This is a genomic window from Microbacterium sp. C23T, assembly GCF_053345975.1.
In genome coordinates this window covers 142,804-161,248 of the sequence record NZ_JBKFBD010000001.1, presented here as the reverse complement: position 1 = coordinate 161,248, position 18,445 = coordinate 142,804, and the positions used below count along the sequence as shown (strand labels likewise).

The 18,445-nt window shown below is 71.6% G+C and carries 19 protein-coding genes; 8 read left to right on the top strand and 11 right to left on the bottom strand.

Translation table 11 applies throughout. From position 1 onward, the window contains the following. Positions 1-53 precede the first annotated feature (53 nt). Positions 54-1,532, top strand: coding sequence for a glycoside hydrolase family 1 protein (locus tag ACLBXX_RS00755; protein ID WP_447656407.1), 1,479 nt, complete (start codon positions 54-56; stop codon positions 1,530-1,532). A 54-nt stretch (positions 1,533-1,586) separates the two neighbouring features. Next, the gene (locus ACLBXX_RS00750) at positions 1,587-2,627 is read left to right on the top strand and encodes a LacI family DNA-binding transcriptional regulator (RefSeq protein ID WP_447656406.1); all 1,041 of its coding nucleotides are present in this window, start codon (positions 1,587-1,589) and stop codon (positions 2,625-2,627) included. A 37-nt stretch (positions 2,628-2,664) separates the two neighbouring features. On the opposite strand, the gene ACLBXX_RS00745 is transcribed toward ACLBXX_RS00750, so the two are convergent. Next, entirely contained in the window at positions 2,665-3,504 is an 840-nt protein-coding gene (locus ACLBXX_RS00745) for a VOC family protein (RefSeq protein ID WP_447656455.1), read from the bottom strand. Between the two features lie 197 nt (positions 3,505-3,701). Beyond that, positions 3,702-5,048: a uracil-xanthine permease family protein gene (locus ACLBXX_RS00740; protein ID WP_447656405.1), complete on the bottom strand. Its 1,347-nt coding sequence runs from the start codon at positions 5,046-5,048 to the stop codon at positions 3,702-3,704. A 122-nt stretch (positions 5,049-5,170) separates the two neighbouring features. On the opposite strand from ACLBXX_RS00740, the gene ACLBXX_RS00735 reads away from it, so the two are divergent. Together ACLBXX_RS00735 and ACLBXX_RS00730 are read left to right on the top strand one after the other, a co-directional pair. Then, a complete protein-coding gene (locus tag ACLBXX_RS00735; protein WP_447656404.1) occupies positions 5,171-5,971 on the top strand; it encodes an ABC transporter ATP-binding protein in 801 nt (266 codons plus the stop codon). Next, positions 5,953-7,530 (top strand): hypothetical protein, encoded by a 1,578-nt coding sequence (locus ACLBXX_RS00730; protein WP_447656403.1) that lies wholly within the window; start codon positions 5,953-5,955, stop codon positions 7,528-7,530. The genes ACLBXX_RS00735 and ACLBXX_RS00730 overlap by 19 nt, the downstream gene beginning before the upstream one ends. Positions 7,531-7,552: 22 nt before the next feature. Here the strand turns inward: ACLBXX_RS00730 and ACLBXX_RS00725 are convergent, their stop codons facing one another. Then, the gene (locus ACLBXX_RS00725; protein ID WP_447656454.1) at positions 7,553-8,515 is read right to left on the bottom strand and encodes a phosphoribosylaminoimidazolesuccinocarboxamide synthase; all 963 of its coding nucleotides are present in this window, start codon (positions 8,513-8,515) and stop codon (positions 7,553-7,555) included. 73 nt (positions 8,516-8,588) lie between these two features. Further along, entirely contained in the window at positions 8,589-8,942 is a 354-nt protein-coding gene (locus ACLBXX_RS00720; RefSeq protein ID WP_447656402.1) for a hypothetical protein, read from the bottom strand. 99 nt (positions 8,943-9,041) lie between these two features. Here ACLBXX_RS00720 and ACLBXX_RS00715 point away from each other — a divergent pair, with 99 nt between their 5' ends. The 3 genes from ACLBXX_RS00715 to ACLBXX_RS00705 all read left to right on the top strand — a co-directional run bounded on the left by ACLBXX_RS00715 (position 9,042) and on the right by ACLBXX_RS00705 (position 11,457). Continuing rightward, positions 9,042-9,662: a PadR family transcriptional regulator gene (locus ACLBXX_RS00715; protein ID WP_447656401.1), complete on the top strand. Its 621-nt coding sequence runs from the start codon at positions 9,042-9,044 to the stop codon at positions 9,660-9,662. 71 nt (positions 9,663-9,733) lie between these two features. Further along, complete coding sequence (locus ACLBXX_RS00710) at positions 9,734-11,236, top strand: DHA2 family efflux MFS transporter permease subunit (RefSeq protein ID WP_447656453.1); 1,503 nt, start codon at positions 9,734-9,736, stop codon at positions 11,234-11,236. A gap of 62 nt (positions 11,237-11,298) precedes the next feature. Further along, a complete protein-coding gene (locus ACLBXX_RS00705; RefSeq protein WP_308866175.1) occupies positions 11,299-11,457 on the top strand; it encodes a hypothetical protein in 159 nt (52 codons plus the stop codon). Positions 11,458-11,575: 118 nt separating this feature from the next. Here the strand turns inward: ACLBXX_RS00705 and ACLBXX_RS00700 are convergent, their stop codons facing one another. The 5 genes from ACLBXX_RS00700 to purD form a co-directional block, all read right to left on the bottom strand. Next, positions 11,576-12,229: a response regulator gene (locus ACLBXX_RS00700; protein ID WP_447656400.1), complete on the bottom strand. Its 654-nt coding sequence runs from the start codon at positions 12,227-12,229 to the stop codon at positions 11,576-11,578. Next, positions 12,226-13,413 (bottom strand): sensor histidine kinase, encoded by a 1,188-nt coding sequence (locus tag ACLBXX_RS00695; RefSeq protein ID WP_447656399.1) that lies wholly within the window; start codon positions 13,411-13,413, stop codon positions 12,226-12,228. Before ACLBXX_RS00695 ends, ACLBXX_RS00700 begins: the two co-directional genes overlap by 4 nt. 4 nt (positions 13,414-13,417) lie before the next feature. Then, a complete protein-coding gene (locus tag ACLBXX_RS00690) occupies positions 13,418-14,119 on the bottom strand; it encodes a DUF2306 domain-containing protein (RefSeq protein ID WP_447656398.1) in 702 nt (233 codons plus the stop codon). Between the two features lie 206 nt (positions 14,120-14,325). Beyond that, on the bottom strand, positions 14,326-14,712 hold the full coding sequence (locus tag ACLBXX_RS00685; RefSeq protein WP_447656397.1) for a hypothetical protein: 387 nt from the start codon (positions 14,710-14,712) through the stop codon (positions 14,326-14,328). A 3-nt stretch (positions 14,713-14,715) separates the two neighbouring features. After that, complete coding sequence (purD, locus tag ACLBXX_RS00680) at positions 14,716-15,990, bottom strand: phosphoribosylamine--glycine ligase (protein ID WP_447656396.1); 1,275 nt, start codon at positions 15,988-15,990, stop codon at positions 14,716-14,718. 163 nt (positions 15,991-16,153) lie between these two features. Between purD and ACLBXX_RS00675 the strand changes: the two genes are divergently transcribed. After that, positions 16,154-16,522, top strand: coding sequence for a sterol carrier family protein (locus ACLBXX_RS00675; RefSeq protein ID WP_447656395.1), 369 nt, complete (start codon positions 16,154-16,156; stop codon positions 16,520-16,522). Positions 16,523-16,528: 6 nt separating this feature from the next. On the opposite strand, the gene ACLBXX_RS00670 is transcribed toward ACLBXX_RS00675, so the two are convergent. Both ACLBXX_RS00670 and ACLBXX_RS00665 read right to left on the bottom strand, forming a co-directional pair. After that, positions 16,529-17,350: a heme ABC transporter ATP-binding protein gene (locus ACLBXX_RS00670; RefSeq protein WP_447656394.1), complete on the bottom strand. Its 822-nt coding sequence runs from the start codon at positions 17,348-17,350 to the stop codon at positions 16,529-16,531. Continuing rightward, complete coding sequence (locus ACLBXX_RS00665) at positions 17,347-18,360, bottom strand: FecCD family ABC transporter permease (protein ID WP_447656452.1); 1,014 nt, start codon at positions 18,358-18,360, stop codon at positions 17,347-17,349. Before ACLBXX_RS00665 ends, ACLBXX_RS00670 begins: the two co-directional genes overlap by 4 nt. Between the last annotated feature and the right edge of the window lie 85 nt (positions 18,361-18,445).

Genomic DNA, 18,445 nt, shown 5'->3' with positions numbered 1-18,445 from the left:
CCACAGCCTTCGGCATCCTGACACCGACGTTCCCCGAGAGGATCATTGACCTCATGACGACCGCGATCCCTCGCGCCTTCCCCCAGGACTTCCTGTTCGGCGCCGCGACCGCCGCCTTCCAGATCGAGGGCGCCGCCCATGAAGACGGCCGCCGCGACTCGATCTGGGATGCGTTCTGCCGCGTGCCGGGCGCCGTCATCAACGCCGACAACGGCGACGTGGCGTGCGACCACTACCACCGCTACGGCGATGACGTGGCGCTCATGAAGGAGCTGGGCCTCGAGACGTACCGCTTCTCGACGTCGTGGTCGCGCGTGCGGCCCGACGGCGGGGCGGTCAACCTCAAGGGCCTCGACTTCTACAAGCGACTGGTCGACGAGCTGCTCGGGGTCGACATCCTCCCGTGGCTGACGCTCTACCACTGGGACCTGCCGCAGGCGCTGCAGGAGAAGGGCGGCTGGGCGAACCGCGACACCGCGGACCTCTTCACCGAGTACGCACTGACGATGCACGACGCCCTGGGCGACCGGGTCAACGTGTGGACCACGCTCAACGAGCCGTGGTGCTCGTCGTTCCTCAGTTACACCGCGGGCATCCACGCGCCGGGCCACTACAGCGTCGAGGAGGGCGTGCTCGCCGCGCACCACCTGCTGCTCGGCCACGGCCAGGCCGTGCGCGAGCTGCGCTCTCGCGACGAGTCGCTCAAGCTCGGCATCACGCTGAACCTCACGGTCGCCGAGCCGGTCGACGAGAACGACCCCGCCGACGTCGACGCGGCGCGCCGCATCGACGGCCAGTTCAACCGCTGGTTCCTCGACCCGATCTTCCGCGCGCAGTACCCCGCCGACATCGTGGAAGACATCCGGAAGGTGGATGCTGCGGCCATCGCCGCGTGGGAGACCGCCGTGCGCCCGGGTGACCTCGAGACCATCGCGACGCCCATCGACACGCTCGGTGTGAACTACTACCACGGCGAGTACGTGGGCGGCCACGAGCCGGTGAACCCGCCGATCGGCGGCGACGCGCCGACCGACCGCCCCGCCCGCTCGCCGTACCCCTCGCACGAGGGGATCTACTGGCACGAGCGCGGCCTGCCCCGGACGCCCATGCAGTGGGAGGTGCAGCCCGAGGGGCTCACCACGCTCCTCGAGCGGGTGTGGGACGAGTATGCGCAGCAAGCGGGCACCGTGCTCTACGTCACCGAGAACGGCGCCGCCTACGACGACGAGCTCGTCGTCGAGGGTGAGACGAAGGCCGTGCACGACGCCGACCGCGTCGAGTTCCTCCGTGGGCACCTGGGTGCGATCCTCGACGCGGCCGAGGCCGGCGTCGACGTGCGCGGGTACTTCTACTGGTCGCTCCTCGACAACTTCGAGTGGGCGTGGGGCTACGAGAAGCGGTTCGGGATCGTGCGGGTGGACTACGACACCCAGGAGCGCACGCCCAAGGACAGCGCGCTCGAGTACAGCCGCATCATCGGCGCTCGGGCGATCGACCTGGAGTCCGCGCGCGCGGCCACCGTCGCGTCGTAGCACTGCGCCGCGCGGCGTCGCGGCGCAGTAGCATCCGGGAAGGAGGGGACAGGAATGAGCACCGACGCCATGCGGCATACCCAGCGGGGAGCCGGCAGCGCACACGCCGTGACGATCGAAGAGGTCGCCGCCGCGGCGGGGGTCTCCCGCTCGACGGTCTCCCGCGTCGTGAACGGCTCGACCGCCGTGAGTCCCGAAGCCCTGGAGTCGGTGACGCGCGCGATCAGCGAACTCAACTACGTCCCCAACCGCGCTGCGCGGTCACTGGCGAGCCAGAAGACGCACGCGATCGCGCTGATCGTCCCCGAGGACACCACCCGGTTCTTCGGCGACCCGTTCTTCGCGGCGATCGTGTCGGGCATCAACTCGCGGCTCAGCCGCTCGGACTACGTGCTCAACCTCTTCATCGCGAGCGACGACCCCGGCGATAAGACGACGAGCTACGTGCGCTCCGGAGCGGTGGACGGTGCGATCGTGGTCTCGCACCACACCAGCGACACCTTCATCGACCGCATCGCGAGCGTCGTCCCCGTCGTCTACGGCGGCCGCCCGGTGCGCGAGCGGGACCGTGACTACTACGTCGACGTCGACAACGTCCGCGGGGCGTACGACGCCACGGTCTACCTGATCGAGAGCGGCCGCCGCCGCATCGCGACGATCACTGGCCCGCGCGATATGCCCGCCGGCGTCGACCGCCTGCAGGGGTACCGCGACGCACTCGCCGCGTGGGATCTCGACGAGATCGCGGTCGAGGACGGCAACTTCACCGCCGACGGCGGCGCCGACGCGATGCGCCGCATCCTCGCGACCGGCGCCCAGCCCGACGCGGTGTTCGTCGCCAGCGACCTCATGGCGCGCGGCGTGCTGACGGTGCTGACGGCCGCGGGACTCCGCGTGCCCGCGGACGTCGCGATCATCGGCTTCGACGACTCCCCGGTGGCCACCTCCGTCATCCCGCAGCTGACGACGATGCGCCAGCCGTCGTTCGCGCAGGGCGAGCGCATGGCCACGGTGCTGGTCGACCTCCTCGCGGGGCGGCATCCGCGTCACGTCACGATCCTCGAGACCGAACTCGTCATCCGCGAATCCGTCTGACGCCGCGCCCTACGGGGTCCAGGGGCGGGGGCGCCGGTCAGCCGCGGCCGGGCACCGTCGCGTGCAGCAGGTTGCGCCAGGGGTCGTCGAAGGCCACCGTGCGGCCGTCGTCGCGCACCTCGAGGCCGTGGTGGCGCAGGCGCTCGGCGAGCTCGCCGAGGGAGTCGGCGTCGGGGAGGGCCAGGTCGACGCGGCCGAGGCCGAGCGCCGGCATCCGCGGGCCTGCGCCGCGCGAGTTCCAGACGTTCATCGCCATGTGGTGGTGGTAGCCGCCGGCGCTCACGAACAGCGCCTGGTTGCCGAGCTCCGCGGTCTGGTCGAAGCCGAGCGCGTCGACGTAGAAGGCACGCGCGCTTGTGACGTCGCCGACCGACAGGTGCACATGGCCGACGGATGCTGCGTCCTGCCCGGTCCCGCCGCTCGCGGCCCGCTCCGTCAGGTGCTCGCGGAGGAAGCCGTTGGGGTCGAGGTACAGCGTCGCCATCTCGACGCTGCCGTGGGTCCACGACCACTCGGTCCGGGCCCGATCCCAGTACAGCTCGATGCCGTTCCCCTCGGGATCGGTGAGGTAGAAGGCCTGGCTCACGAGGTGGTCCGCCGAGCCGGTGAAGGTCTGCGGCGCGCGCCGCGCGACGCTGTAGAGCGCGGCCGCGAGGGCCTCCTGCGTCTGGAAGAGGATCGCCGTGTGGAAGAGTCCCGCGGCGCCCGGTGCAGCTTGGCGCAGGGCGGGCTCGTGCTTCAGGATGACGACCGGCCGGCCCGCGCGCCCGAGCACGACCTCGTCGCCCTCGGCCGACAGCACCTGGAGGGTGATGACGTCGCGGTAGAACGCGGTCATGCCGTCGAGGTCGCCGACGAGCAGCGTGACGGCGCCCATCGAGGTGGCGGCGTCGAGGCGGTCGGGGTGCACGATCTCATTCACATGTAGCTACAACCATTTGCCTGCAGCATCCATTCCCCTGCCGCTCCCACCTCCCGGCCGTGTCCCACTTTCGCGCGCATGACCGCTGACTTGCACGCGAAAGGGGGACATCAGGGCCGGAAAGCGGGACATGGATGCTGCGGCCCGGGCGCCTACTTGACCTGCGAGTCCTGCGGGTCGCCGCCGAGCTGGCCGACGGCGGGGAGCGGGCCGCCGTCGTCGGCGCCGGTCTTGCGCCAGCGGGCGATCGCGTTGCCGAGGTGGTAGATCAGCAGCGCTGCCGCCGCGCCGATGACGATCGCGCCGAGCTGGAAGTCGCCCCACACCATGGTGAAGCCGGCGATCGCGATCACGAGCGAGACGGCCGCGGTGTACTGGTTCACGGGGCGCGAGAAGTCCACGCGGTTGTCGACCCAGATCTTGATGCCGATGATGCCGATGAGACCGTACAGGGCGGTGGTCACGCCGCCGAGCACGCCGGCGGGGATCGAGTTGAACACCGCACCGACCACCGGCGACAGCGACAGCAGGATCGCGAAGACGCCCGCGACCCAGTACGCGGCGGTCGAGTAGACGCGGGTCGCCGCCATCACGCCGATGTTCTCGCCGTACGTCGTCGTTCCCGAACCGCCGAAGGTGCCCGCGAGCACCGTGGCGGCACCGTCGGCGATGAGCGCTCGGCCGGTGTACTGGTTGACCGACGACTCGGTCATGGTCGCGACGCCGCGCACGTGTCCGACGTTCTCGGCGATGAGCACGAGCACGACCGGGAGGAACATCGCGATGACGCTCCAGGTTCCGGGGTTGCCGAACGTCGGGAACTGGAAGGTCGGCAGGCCCACCCACTGCCCGTTCGCGACGAGCTCGTTGACCTGCGTGAAGTCGACCTCGCCGCGCAGCAGCGCCACGATGTAGCCGACGATCACGCCGAGGAAGATCGAGATGCGTCCGAGGAATCCGCGGAACAGCACGCTGCCGAGGATCACGGCGGCGAGGGTGATGGTCGCCGTGATCGGCGCCTGCTGGAAGTTCTGCCACGCGACCGGCGCGAGGTTGAAGCCGATGAGGGCGACGATGGCGCCGGCGACGACCGGCGGCATGAGCTTCTCGATCCAGCCGAGTCCCGCGAACTGGACGATGAAGCCGACTGCGGCCAGCAGCACACCGACGGCGACGATGCCCGCGAGGGCGGAGCCCATGCCCTGCGACGCCGTGGCGGCGGTGACCGGCGCGATGAACGCGAACGACGAGCCGAGGTAGCTGGGGAGGCGGTTCTTCGTGATGAGGAGGAACAGCAGGGTGCCGACGCCCGAGAAGAGGAGCGTCGTCGAGACGGGGAAGCCCGTCAGCACCGGCACCAGGAACGTCGCGCCGAACATCGCGATGACGTGCTGCGCGCCGATCGCGACCGTCGCGGGCCAGTTCAGCCGCTCGTCGGGCTTCACCACCTTCCCGGGTTCGACGGTCCGGCCGTTGCCGTGAATGGTCCACAAAGGCATGCGCGCTCCTTGCGCTCGGGTGATGGTGCGAGGATCACCCTAGCGAGCGGGTGCGCGCGAGTTGCCTCGGCCACGCGGCATCCGGGAGGCTGAACGGAATCCGGCTCGCACCCGGACCTTCGATGCCGAACCGACGGAGAGACGTGACCGACCCAGCGACCCTGCCGATACCGCCCGCGCTCGAGTTCCGAGGACTCCACAAGCGCTTCGGCGAGAAGGTGGCCGTGGCCGACATCAGCCTGCGTGTGCCGGCGGGATCGTTCTACGGGCTGGTCGGCCCGAACGGCGCCGGTAAGACCACGACCCTGTCGATGGCGACCGGGCTCCTCATGCCGGACGCGGGTCAGGCGCTCGTGCACGGCGTCGACGTGTGGCGCGAGCCCGTGAAGGCGAAGGCGATGGTCGGCAACCTCGCCGACGGCGTCAAGCTGTTCGACCGCCTCACCGGCGAGCAGCTCGTCACCTACAACGGGCTGCTGTTCGGTCTCCCGCACGATGAGATCGCCCAGCGCACGGCCGACCTGCTCTCCCTCATGGACATGACGGATGCCGCGGGCACGATGGTCGTCGACTACTCGGCGGGCATGACCAAGAAGATCGCACTGGCGTGCGCCCTGGTCCACGCCCCGCGGCTGCTCGTGCTCGACGAGCCCTTCGAGTCGGTCGATCCGGTGTCGGCGGCGAACATCGAGGACATCCTCGTCGGGTACGTGGCCGGCGGGGGTACCGTCATCGTCTCGAGCCACTCGATGGACCTCGTCCAGCGCATGTGCGACCACGTCGCGATCGTGGCGGCCGGCCGCCTGCTCGTCGCGGGCACCGTCGACGACGTGCGGGCGGGGGAGTCCCTGCAGGACCGCTTCGTCGAGCTCGTCGGAGGCCGCCGCCACACGGAAGGGCCGGAATGGTTGCGACGCTCCTGAGGCTGCGGTTCCGGGTCCTCGGCAACCAGCTCGCGCGCAGCCCGTGGCAGCTCGTCGGGTTCATCCTCGGTGCCCTCTACGGTGCGCTGCTCCTCGTGGGCATCGTCGCCGGTCTCGTGGTGCTGGGATTCACCGACGTGCGGCTCGCCGGCATCGTCATCGTCGGTGCCGGGTCACTGGTGACGCTGGGGTGGGCCCTCATCCCTCTGGTCGCGTTCGGCGTCGACACGACGCTCGACCCGGACCGGCTGGTCGTGTTCCCGATGACGACCTCGCGGATGATGGTCGCGCTCACCCTCGCCGCGGTCTGCGGCATCCCGGGCATCATCACGTCGGCGGCCGCGCTCGCGACGATCGCGACGTGGGCGCACTGGCCGGCCGCGCTCGTCGCCTGGCTGGTGAGCACGCCGCTGGCGGTGCTCACGGCGGTGGTCGCCTCACGGGCCGTCGCGACGGTCGCCTCCGGCTTCGGGGGAGGCCGGCGCTTCCGCGAGGTCGCCGGCATCCTCATCTTCATCCCGCTCATCCTGGCGGGGCCCATCATCGCGGGGCTCGCCAACGGCGTCACCGTGAACGCGGACACCATCGCCGAGCTCGTGCCGCTGCTCGGCTGGACGCCGCTCGGCGCCGCATGGGCCGTGCCCGCCGACGCGGCCGCCGGCGATCTGGCCGCGGCCGCGGCGAAGCTGCTCATCGCGCTCGCCACCCTCGCGGCACTGTGGCTGCTGTGGCGCGCCTCGCTCGCCCGCTCCCTCGTGCGGCCCCGGCTCTCGTCGGCCGCCGCCGTGCGGGCCGGGTCGATCGGGTGGTTCGGCCGGGTGCCGACCGGTGCTGCGGGCGCGGTCTTCGCGCGGGCGCTGACGTACTGGACGCGCGACCCGCGGTATCTCCGCCAGCTCATCGCCGTGCCGCTCGTGCCGGTGCTGCTGTGGTTCTACGCTCGCGGCGGCGACCCGTTCGTGGCGCTGGCGTTCTCGGCGCCGATCATCGCGTTCATCATCGGCATCGTGGTGTACGCCGACATCTCGTACGACGGCACAGCGTTCGGCAACGAGGTCGCGACGGGAGCGCGCGGTCGCGCGGACCGGCTGGGGCGCATCCTCGCCGCCGCCGCGGTGGCAGTGCCGCTCGTGGTGCTCGCGGCGATCCTGCCGTTCGCGTTCGCGGGCGACTGGACGCAGTTCCCCGGCATCCTCGGCATGGCGCTCGGGATCCTCTTCACCTGCTACGGCGTCTGCGCCGTCACGTCGGCCCAGCTCGTGGTGCCGGTGCCGGGCTCGGGCGACAACCCGTTCAAGCGCGTCCCGGGCACGACGTTCCTGCAGGGCATGGCGTTCTTCGGCATCTGGCTGGTCGCGCTCGCGCTCTCGGCGCCCGCGATCATCGTGGGTCTCATCGGGTACTTCACGCAGGACCCGACCCTGAGCTGGATCGCGTTCGCCATCGGGATCGTGGGCGGCACCGCGGTGATCGTCGCCGGCATCCTCATCGGCGGCACGATGCTCGACCGCACCGGACCGGTGCTGCTCGCTCGCTTGAAGGCGATGAAGAACGCGTGATCGCGGATGCCGCGCCGCGGCGTCAGGCGGCGGTGAGGCGCTCGAGCAGCTCGCGGTAGCGGGCGGTGGTGCGGTCGATGATGTCCGCCGGGAGTGCGGGCGGCTCCCCCTCGCGCGGCGCGGCCCAGTTCGCGGCGAGCCAGTCGCGCACGATCTGCTTGTCGAAGCTCGCCATGCGCTCGTCGGGGGTCGTGCCGGACTCCCAGGCCGCAGCATCCCAGTAGCGTGACGAGTCGCTCGTGAGCACCTCGTCGGCGATCGTCAGCACGCCGTTGCCGTCGAGGCCGAACTCGAACTTCGTGTCGGCGAGGATCACGCCATGCGCCTCGGCCGTCGCGGCCGCGCGCGCGTAGATCTCGAGCGAGAGGTCGCGCAGCTCGGCCGCGCGCTCGGCGCCGACGAGCTCGACGGTGCGCTCGTAGGAGATGTTCTCGTCGTGCTCGCCCAGCGGTGCCTTGTAGGCGGGGGTGTAGATCGGCTCGGGCAGCCGGTCGCCGTTCGACAGCCCTTCGGGGAGCGCGATGCCGCACACCGTGCCGTTCTCGCGGTACTCCACCCAGCCCGAGCCGGTGAGGTAGCCGCGCACGACGCACTCGATCGGCAGCATGTCGAGGCTCCGCACGACCATCGCGCGTCCGGTGACGGCATCCGGGATCAGGCTCTTCAGGTCGTCGGCCGTATTGGCTTCGCCGTCGGCCCCGAGCGTGAGCTGGTGCGAAGCGGCGAGATGGTTCGGGATGCTGCGCCCCCCGTCCGCACCCGCGAGCCGGTCGAACCACCAGAGGCTCAGGGTGGTGAGCAGCTCGCCCTTGCCGGGGATGCCCGGCGAGAGCACGTGGTCGAACGCGCTGACGCGGTCGCTCGCGACGACCAGCATGCGCTCGGGCGTCGCCCCCTCGGGCGTGTCCGCCGGAACGTAGAGGTCGCGCACCTTGCCGGAGTAGGCGTGGCGCCAGCCGGGGAGCTCGGTCGTGGGGGTGGGGATAGCCGTCACCCGTCCATTATCCCGGGTGACTCCGGCGGGTTTCGGGGCGAGACCGCATCGGGGGAGGGCGGGTTCACGGCGTGATCTCGTCGACGTGTGCGAACGCCTCGGCGACGAGCGCGGGCCAGCGGTCGGCAGCATCCGTCCCCGCGGTCGCCCACTCGCGCATCGGCCGTCCGCGCATGACGGCGGGCGCGGCCTCGCCCGCCTCGGCCAGTTCGCCGACGCGACTCTCGGGCAGCTTCACCATCAGCGCGCCCTCGAAGGTGACGAAGGCGAACACCTTGCCACGCACGTTCAGGCCCTCGGACCCGAACATCGCGCCCAGCGAGACGTCGGGCCGGGCGGTCCACTCAGCGACGATCGGGTCGAAGATCGCGTACGACTCGGGCAACTTCTCCCTGCGTGCGGCGCCCTTGTCTGCCATGACCCTCACTGTACGTCGCCCCACCGACAGCGCGCGAGGGGTGCATCGGGCGACGAAGAAGCGTATAGTCCACGTGGACTAATCGAACTGGAGTAGATCGTGACCGACCCTGTCGCCCGCCTGACCCCGCTCGGGGTGGCCGTGCTCGCGCTGCTGAGCGAAGGCGACATGCATCCGTACGAGATGATCCGGCTGATGCACTTCCGCCGTGACGACCGGCTCGTCACGATCACGAACGGCACGGTCTATCACACGGTGGGGCGGCTCGAGCGGGCCGGACTGATCGCCGAGGTCGGCGTCGACCGCGACGGCAATCGTCCCGAGCGCACCACTTATACGCAGACGGATGCCGGCGCCGCCGCGGTGCCCGAATGGGTGCGCCGCGAGCTGCCGCGCGTGGACCATCCGGCGGAGTTCCGCGTCGCTCTCGCCGAGGTGCACGGACTGGATCGCGACGAGGCGATCGAGCTGCTCTCTGCGCGTCGCGAGGCGCTCGCCGCGTCGCTGGGCTCCCTCGAGGACGGCCAGCGTCATGCCCTGGAGAAGGGCGTGCCCCCGCAGTACCTCATCGAGATCGACCGCGAGCTGGCGCTCCTGCGCGCGGAGCTCGTGTGGATGGACGCGGTGCTCCCGCGCATCGCCGATCCCGACTTCGCCTGGGGTCCCGCCCCGACCCCCTCGGAACGCTATCTCGCCCAGAGAAAGGCAGCACGACAGTGACCACCCCCGAAACGCCGGAGTCCCGCCGCACGGCGGGCGCGGCATCCACCACCGATCGGGTCGCCGGCCCGATCACCGGTGCCTACGCCGTCGGGCACAAGCCCCGCAGCCCCTGGCCCGCCCTCTGGGCGCTGGTCATCGGCTTCTTCATGATCCTCGTCGACACGACGATCGTCTCGGTCGCGAACCCCGCCATCAAGGCGGCGCTCGACCCCGACACCAACAACCTCGACAACGTCGTGTGGGTGACCTCGGCCTACCTGCTGGCCTATGCGGTGCCGCTCCTGATCACCGGCCGCCTCGGCGACCGCTTCGGGCCGAAGAACATCTACCTGATCGGACTGACGGTCTTCACGCTCGCGTCGCTGTGGTGCGGCCTGTCGGGCACGCTCGAGATGCTGATCATCGCCCGTGCGGTCCAGGGCCTCGGCGCCGCGCTGATGACCCCGCAGACGATGGCCGTCATCACGCGCACCTTCCCGCCGAACCGCCGCGGCGCGGCGATGGGCCTGTGGGGCGCCACGGCCGGTGTCGCGACCCTCGTCGGGCCGTTGGCCGGGGGCCTGCTCGTCGACGGCTTCGGCTGGGAGTGGATCTTCTTCATCAACATCCCCGTCGGCGTCATCGCGTTCGTGCTCGCGTGGATCCTCGTGCCCAAGCTCGAGACGCACCCGCACCGGTTCGACATCGTCGGCGTGCTGCTCAGCGCCCTCGGCCTGTTCCTGATCGTCTTCGGCCTCCAGGAGGGCGAGAAGTACGACTGGGCACCCTGGGTGTGGGCGATGATCGCGGGCGGCGTCGCCGTCATGGCGCTCTTCATCTGGACGCAGGCGCGCACCAAGAACGAGCCGCTCGTGCCGCTGCCGCTGTTCCGCGACCGCAACTTCTCGGTATCGAACCTCGGCATCGCCATCGTCGGATTCACCGTGACGAGCATGTCGCTGCCGCTGATGTTCTTCATCCAGCTCGTGCGCGGCCTCACGCCGACCGAATCGGCGCTGCTGCTCATCCCGATGGCCGTGCTCTCGGGCGTCGGCGCGCCGTTCGCCGGTCGCCTCCTCGACCGCACCGACCCGCGGTTCCTGCTGGTGCCGGGCCTGCTCATGGTCGCGGGTTCGCTGTTCTGGTACTCGTCGCTGATGAACGTCGACACCCCGATCTGGATGTTCCTGCTCCCGTCGGCGCTCATGGGCATCGGCAACGCCGGCATGTGGGGTCCGCTCGCGACGACCGCCACCCGCAACCTGCCTCCGCGACAGGCCGGTGCCGGCGCCGGCATCTACAACACCACCCGCACGATCGGCTCGGTGATCGGCTCGGCGTCGATCGCGGCCTTCATGCAGGCCCGTCTCGAGGCGAACCTTCCCGGCGCGTCTGACGCATCGGGCGGGTTCGGCGAAGGCACGCTGCCGCCCTTCGTCGTCGACGGCTTCTCGCAGGCCATGGCGCAGGCGATCCTGCTGCCGGCCGCGGTCATGCTCGTCGGCGTCGTCGTGGTGCTGTTCCTGCGTCGGCCGAAGGCGACGTCGACCGAGGATTGGCAGGCCGCGAACGCGGCTGCCGCATCCGACTAACCCCGTTCGAGGAGCTTGTCAAGAGGTTGGTGGGCGGCGCTCCAGCCGCCCACCATGGTCACATGACCGGACTCGCAGTGATCCTGCTCATCGTCGGAATCGTCCTGCTGCTGCTGGGCGTGTTCATCGAAGCGGCCAAGTTCCTGCTCTGGATCGGCCTCGTGATCATCATCATCGCCGTGATCGCGTGGCTGATGCGCTTCATTCGTCGTCAGACCTGATTCCCCAGCTCAGGTCTCCTCGGCGCCCGCAGGGTCCCCCGATCCCGGATGCCGACAGGACGCCGGCCCGCATGTCCCCCAGCACGCGGCGCCGGCGTCCTTCTGTGTTGTCTCGGGCTCAGCGCCGGCCGCGGTCGCGCTCGTGGGCCCAGATGGCGAGCTCAACCCGGTTGCGGGCACCGAGCTTGGTCATGATGCTCGCGAGGTGCGTCTTCACGGTGCTGAGCGAGACGTGCAGCTCGTCGCCGATCTCGCTGTTGCCGAGTCCGCGGGCGACGCCGGCGAGCACCGCCTCCTCCCGGTCGGTGAGAGGGCTCGAGGGCTGTAGCGCCGGTTCGGGAGTACCGCCCGCGAAGGCCTCGATGAGCCGCACGGTCACGTTCGGGTCGATGAGCGCATCGCCGCGCGCCGCCGCACGCACCGCCTCCGCCAGCAGCACCGCTCCGGCGTCCTTGAGGAGGAATCCGCGCGCCCCCGAGCGGAGCGCCTCGTAGACGTACTCGTCGAGGTCGAACGTCGTGATGACGACGACGGGGATCGGGTCGGAGACGTCCGGGCCGGCGAGGGCACGGGTCGCCGCGAGCCCGTCCATCACCGGCATGCGGATGTCGAGCAGGCACACGTCGGGCCCGAGGCTCCGCGCGAGCGCGACCGCCTCGGCGCCGTCGGCGGCCTCGCCGACCACCTCGATGTCGGGCTGCGCGTCCAGGATCATGCGCAGCCCCGTCCGCACGAGCTCCTGGTCGTCGGCGACGAGCACGCGCACGGTCATGCGGTCCATCCTGCACGCGGGAGGGCGGCGGCGACGACCCAGCCGCCGCCGGGCGCCGGGCCGGCCTCGCACGTCCCGCCGAGCAGCGCCGCGCGCTCCTGCATGCCGGTGATCCCGTAACCGAACGAGGGAGTGGTCCCCACGCCCCCTCCACGCAGCGCTGGCGCGCTGCGCGGAGCCTCCGGGCGCGTGGGCCCAGCTGCGGCCCCACCATCGTCGCGCACCTCGAGTCGCACGCCCTCGGCGTCGACCTCAACACCCACCTCGATCCGAGTGGCGCCGCGGGCATGGCGACGGGCGTTGGTCACCGCCTCTTGCGCGATGCGGAACACCGCGGCGGCGACCGCCTGCGGCACGCTGTCGAGATCACCGCCGAGCGTCACGACGACCCTCGGCGCCGCAGCATCCGTCGCCAGCGAGCGGATCTCCGCCAGCCCGGGGGTCGGCGCGAGCGCGTCGTCGGGCGCGCGCAGCACGCCGACCATCGCGCGCATCTCGCGGAGCGTCCGCGTCGCCTCGGCCTCGATCGCCTGCAGCACCCGCACCGTCGCGCCGGGATCGGTCGCCGCCACGGCGCTGCCCGCCTGGGCCTGGATCGCGATCGCCGACACGTGGTGCGCGACGGTGTCGTGCAGGTCGCGGGCGAGCTGCTCGCGCTCGAGCAGCCGCACCTGCTCGAGTTCGCGGCTGCGCGCGCGTCGTCGCCACCGCACCGCGAGGCCGAGCGTGGCCGTCGTGACCGCCACGGCCACGCCGCCGATGACGTCGGCGACCTCAGGCGGCGTCGCGAGGAAGGTGAGCAGCATCCCGATGACGACCAGCGCGCCGCCTGCGAGCATCGCCCGTCCAGAGCCCCACCGGAACACCGCGTAGAGAAGGATCAGGAAGTACGCCGTCGTGTACACCTGCGGGTCGCCGGCCGTTGCCACGCCCACCGTCGTGCCGACGGCGAACGCGATCGCCAGCATCGTGAACGGGCGTGACCGGCGCCACAGCAACGTGGGTGCGAGTGCGGCCAGCACAACGGCCCACAGCCAGCGCCACGGCACGTCGGTGCGGAGGGATGCCTCGACCACCGCCAGCGCCGGGACGATCCCGACGAGCGCCCAGTCGCGCCAGACCCGACGGGGCGGCGCCGGAACCGCCGCGGGCGCGGCCCAGAGCGCGCGGACCGGGCTCGTCATGCCCTCATGATAGGCGGGCACCGGTCGCCGCCATCGGGGCGCCGCTGCGGCGGCGTCCGACCCGAGCGCGCCGCCGGATGACGACCTCCGCGATGACCAGGTTGATCACCCAGCCGGCCGTCATCAGCAGCGTGTGGGTCAGGGGCGCGGGGGTTCCGACCAGGAGGGTGTAGGGCATGAACACGAGCACCTGCGTGCCCGCGCCCATGCCGATCGCGTAGGCGCGCGTCATCCATGCGCTGTGCGTACCGACGTCGCCGCGCCGGATCGCGACGAACGCGACGACGATGGCGCCGGCCATGGCCGTGCCGAGCACGATTCGCACGGCCACCAGCCCTGGGCCGGTCACGGCTGCCGGCATGTCGTAGAACAGCGTCATCCAGAGCGCCGACAGCGCCGAGACGAGTCCGGCGGGAGCGACGACGCGCCCGGCGATGCGGTGCCAGCGCCGCCGCCGCAGCGATGGCGCGAATTGCAGCGCACCGAGCACGAGGAACACGCTCGACCCGATGATGTGCGCCACGACGGGGATGGGCGAGTCGAAGAACCGGGCGTTCTCGGCCGTGACCGTCGCGCCGGTGGTCAGCTGCGTGAGGCGGGCGGATCCCGCCACGATGGGCACGAGGCTCAGAGCGATGAGCCCGGTGGGCACGAGCCACTCGGGCCGGCGTCGGGTGGCCCGCGGGCGGGCGGTGGCGGTTGTCATGCCGCCATGGTCGCGAGGACGGATGCTGCGCCGCTTCGGCCGCCCGGCTCGAAACGCCTCGTCCGATCGGACGAGGTGCCGGCGCGTGCGGCCCTCGCTAGCGCGCGTCGGCGCGCAGGTCGAGCACGATCTCGGCCACGACTGGTCCCGCATCCGCCGCGCGCATTACGGCACGATGCTTCGCGTCGACCGGGCAACGAGGTGGATCACGGCTCGCGGAGGCACCCGCCGTCGGCGTTCAGGCCGCCGAGGTCGATCGAGACGGCGCCCGAGGTGCCGACCGAGCCGTACACGCACCCGCCCGAGACCTCGGCGCCGAACAGCAGGCTGTCGCCCACGACGCGGGTCTCGATCGCGGCGGCTCCGGCCTTCTCGAGGGCGTTGCGCACGGCATCCTCGGTGACCGCGCCGGTCGCCTGCAGCGCCTGCAGCCCGGTCGTGGCCGCGGCCACGAGGGCCTCGTTCGCGACCTGGTGCGCCTGGTCCATCAGCTCCTTGCCGGGAGCGTCGATGTCGACGGTGCCGGAGCACGCGGTCATCGCCCCGCCGGCGAGCACGAGCAGCAGGGCGATCGATGCTGCGCGCCGACGCATGCGTCAGAGCCCTTCGGCGACGCGCGCGGCGATGTCGGTGCGGTGCTGGCCGCCCTCGAGCCCGATCGCGCCGAGCGCACGGTAGGCGCGGTCGCGGGCCTCGACGAAGGTGGTGCCGACGCCGACGACGTTGAGCACGCGTCCACCGGTGGCGACGAGTCCGCCGTCGGTCTCTGCGGTGGCGGCGTGGGCGAGGTGCACCCCGTCGACCGACTCCGCCTCGCGCAGGTTCGTCAGCGCGCGGCCGGTGATCGGCGACGCCGGGTAGCCCTCGCTCGCGAGCACGACCGTCACGGCGACGTCGTTCGCGAAGGCGGGGAGGGGGAGGTCTTCGAGGTGACCCGATGCCGCCGCCAGCAGCAGCTCCGACAGCGGGTCGACGAGCCGGGGCAGCACGACCTGCGTCTCGGGGTCGCCGAAGCGCGCGTTGAACTCGATGACCTTCACACCGTCGTCGGTCAGGATGAGGCCGGCGTAGAGGAGTCCGATGAAAGGGGTGCCCTCAGCATCCAATTGACGGATCACGGGTTCGGCGATGTCGCGCGTGACGAGCTCGACGAACTCGCGCTCGCTGCCGAACTTGCCGTCGAGCCAGGGGAGCGGGGAGTAGGCGCCCATGCCGCCGGTGTTGGGGCCCTCGTCGGCGTCGAGCAGGCGCTTGTAGTCCTGGGCGGGGCTGAGCGGCAGCACGTGGTCGCCGTCGCTGAGGAAGAAGAGAGACACCTCGGGGCCGGAGAGGAACTCCTCGACGAGCACCGCACCCGACGGCAGGTACTCGTCGGCGTGCGCGAGGGCGGCCTCGCGGTCGCTCGTCACGATGACGCCCTTGCCGGCCGCGAGTCCGTCGGCCTTGACGACGTGCGGGGCGCCGAGATCGTCGAACGCGGCCTCGACCTCGGCGCGCGTGTGCGCGCGCACGGCGCGGCCCGTCGGAACCGCGGCGGCATCCATGATCCGCTTGGCGAACGTCTTCGATCCCTCGAGCTGCGCGGCCGCCTGGCCGGGCCCGAACGCCGGGATGCCGCGTGTGCGCACCGCATCGGCGACGCCCGCGACCAGGGGGGCCTCCGGGCCGATGATGACGAGGGCGATGTCGTTGTCGATCGCGAACTGGCTGACGGCCACGGGGTCGTTCTGATCGAGGGCGACCAGCTGCGCGTCCTGCCCGATCCCGGCGTTGCCGGGAGCCGCGAAGATCTCGTGCTCGGCCTCCTCCGACCGCAGCGCCAGGATGATGGCGTGCTCCCGCGCGCCCGAGCCGAGAACCAGGATCTTCACGCGTTCCAGCCTACCGGCGGCCCTTCTCGCTGTTTCGGGCCGAGGCACGCGCGGTGTCCGAGCAGCAACTCCTCGACAACCGGCTCACTGCCCTGCGTCTCCCACCTGATTCGGACGAAGAGAGGCGATCTTGAGGAGTTGGTGTCGGCGTAGCGTGGGAGACATGGCCCGCAAGATCTCGACCGACGACGGCCGCGCCGCCCTGAGCGCGGTCGCGGCGGCGGCGGAGGCATCCGTCCCGCCCGCCCGCAACGACAACGCGACGGCCGTGCGTTACCTGCTGCAGCTGCTGGCCGAGAAGGCACCGGGCAACTCGGTCGAGGTGCGCGTGCCGCCGTTCGGCGCGGTGCAGGTGGTCGAGGGCCCGCGGCACACCCGCGGCACCCCGCCCAACGTCGTCGAGACCGACCCCACCACCTGGATCGCGCTCGCCACCGGTGCGGAGCAGTGGATGGATGCCGCCACCGCCGGCCGCATCAGCGCCTCGGGCACGCGCGCCGACATCTCTGACCTCCTGCCCCTGCGGCCCTGAGCCGGGTCACCGCCGCGGCATGACCACCGGCGTGCCCGACACCGGGTGCGGGAAGACGTCGACCCGCTGCCCGTAGACCTCCGCGATCGCCGCAGCCGTCAGCACCTCCGACGGCGAACCCGAGGCGACGACCCGACCCCGCGAGAGCAGCGTCACACGGTCGGCGACGCCGAGCGCTGCGTTGAGGTCGTGCAGCACCACGGCCACCGCCGCCCCATCGCGCGCACGAGCCCGCGCGATGCGCAGCACGTCCTCCTGGTGCTTGAGGTCGAGCGCCGCGGTCGGCTCGTCGAGCAGCAGCACGTCGCACCCCTGTGCGAGCACGCGCGCCAGCGCTGCCCGCGCGCGCTCGCCGCCCGACAGCGACGTGATCCCACGCCCGGCGAGCGGCACGAGGTCGGTGGCCTCGAGCGCCCGCGCGACCGCGGCATCGTCATCGTCCTCGGCAGGCGTGCGCGCCCACGGCGCGCGGCCCATGCGCACGACCTGCTCCACCGTGAACGGGAACGACACCGCGTTCTGCTGCAGCAGCACGGCGCGCTGCTGCGCGAGAAGGCGAGGACGGATGCTGCCCAGCAGCGTCCCGTCGAGGCTCACGTCGCCGGAGTCCGGGGTGACATCCCCCGCGAGCACCCCGAACAGCGTCGACTTGCCGGCGCCGTTCGGGCCGACGAGGGCGTGGAGCTCGCACGCGCGGACGTCGATCCCCGCGTCCACGAGCACCGGCCGCGCGGCGCCGTGCGGCGTGACGGTCACGCCTCGGGCGCTGAGCCGCACGGCGCCCGGCGGTGCCTGGACCGCAGGGGCCGCAGTATCGATCACGCTCATCCCCAGCCCCCTGCCTTGCGGCGTGTGCGCAGCAGCAGCCACAGGAAGAACGGGCCGCCCACGAGCGACGTGATCATGCCGATCGGCAGGTCCGCGAGGGGCACGGCGGTGCGGGCGATGAGGTCGGCCACCGCGATGAGCAGCGCGCCGCCGAGCGCGCTCGTGACCATGAGCGGCAGATGCGCGGGCCCGATGGTCATTCGCATGAGGTGGGGGACGACGAGTCCGACGAAGCCGATGATCCCGGCGAACGCGACCGCCGCGCACACGAGCAGCGCGACCATGACGATGACGACGATCCGCAGCAGCTCCACGCGCACGCCGAGGTGACGAGCGGTGCGCTCGCCGAGGGCGAAGAGGTCGAGGCGGTGCGCGACGAACACCGCCGCGGCCACGCCGATCGCCACGAGCGGCGCGACGATCGCGATGTTCTGCCAGAGCGCGCCGTTGAGGCTGCCGAGCTGCCAGAACACGATCTGCTCGCGGGTCGAGGTCGTGCCGAGGAACGTGAGGAACGCCAGACCCGCACCGGCGATGGCGTTGATCGCGATGCCGGTGAGCAGCAGTGTCACGACCTCGGTGCGACCGCCCGAGCGGCTGATGAGGTACACCGAGAACACCGCGATGAGCCCGCCGGCGAACGCGAAGGCGGGGGTCGTCCACATGCCGAACACCGCGAGCCCGAACGTGAGGCTCGCGGCCGCGCCGAATGCCGCACCCGACGAGACGCCGACGACGGCCGCGTCGGCGAGGGGGTTGCCGAAGATCGCCTGCATGAGCACGCCCGACACGGCGAGGGCCGCGCCGACGAGGAGGCCCAGCACGATGCGGGGGAGCCGGATGTCGAGGATCACCCCGGCCGCGGTCGGCGCCTCCGGAGCCCACGACGTGTCGATCCCGATCGACTGCAGCAGCACGCCGATCACCTGCGTCGGCGTGAGCCAGTACTGCCCGAGACCGAGCGACACCACGACCACGAGGACGATGGCGACCGACAGCCCCGCCGTCATGAGCGCGAACCGGCGACGGCGGTGCGTCGTCGGCACCTCGGTGACGACCTCGGCCGTCGCGCCCTCCGCCGCCTCGACCTCGGCA

Bases quoted from the DNA above. Each gene is read 5' to 3' on its own strand.
- ACLBXX_RS00755 (WP_447656407.1), top strand. From the start codon at position 54: ATGACGACCGCGATCCCTCGCGCCTTCCCCCAGGACTTCCTGTTCGGC.
- ACLBXX_RS00685 (WP_447656397.1), bottom strand. From the start codon at position 14,712: ATGCGTCGGCGCGCAGCATCGATCGCCCTGCTGCTCGTGCTCGCCGGC.
- ACLBXX_RS00705 (WP_308866175.1), top strand. From the start codon at position 11,299: ATGACCGGACTCGCAGTGATCCTGCTCATCGTCGGAATCGTCCTGCTG.
- ACLBXX_RS00720 (WP_447656402.1), bottom strand. From the start codon at position 8,942: ATGGCAGACAAGGGCGCCGCACGCAGGGAGAAGTTGCCCGAGTCGTAC.
- ACLBXX_RS00740 (WP_447656405.1), bottom strand. From the start codon at position 5,048: ATGCCTTTGTGGACCATTCACGGCAACGGCCGGACCGTCGAACCCGGG.
- ACLBXX_RS00670 (WP_447656394.1), bottom strand. From the start codon at position 17,350: ATGAGCGTGATCGATACTGCGGCCCCTGCGGTCCAGGCACCGCCGGGC.
- ACLBXX_RS00735 (WP_447656404.1), top strand. From the start codon at position 5,171: ATGCCGAACCGACGGAGAGACGTGACCGACCCAGCGACCCTGCCGATA.
- ACLBXX_RS00695 (WP_447656399.1), bottom strand. From the start codon at position 13,413: ATGACGAGCCCGGTCCGCGCGCTCTGGGCCGCGCCCGCGGCGGTTCCG.
- ACLBXX_RS00665 (WP_447656452.1), bottom strand. From the start codon at position 18,360: ATGACGGCGGGGCTGTCGGTCGCCATCGTCCTCGTGGTCGTGGTGTCG.
- ACLBXX_RS00730 (WP_447656403.1), top strand. From the start codon at position 5,953: ATGGTTGCGACGCTCCTGAGGCTGCGGTTCCGGGTCCTCGGCAACCAG.
- ACLBXX_RS00690 (WP_447656398.1), bottom strand. From the start codon at position 14,119: ATGACAACCGCCACCGCCCGCCCGCGGGCCACCCGACGCCGGCCCGAG.
- ACLBXX_RS00745 (WP_447656455.1), bottom strand. From the start codon at position 3,504: ATGGGCGCCGTCACGCTGCTCGTCGGCGACCTCGACGGCATGACCGCG.
- ACLBXX_RS00750 (WP_447656406.1), top strand. From the start codon at position 1,587: ATGAGCACCGACGCCATGCGGCATACCCAGCGGGGAGCCGGCAGCGCA.
- ACLBXX_RS00700 (WP_447656400.1), bottom strand. From the start codon at position 12,229: ATGACCGTGCGCGTGCTCGTCGCCGACGACCAGGAGCTCGTGCGGACG.
- ACLBXX_RS00675 (WP_447656395.1), top strand. From the start codon at position 16,154: ATGGCCCGCAAGATCTCGACCGACGACGGCCGCGCCGCCCTGAGCGCG.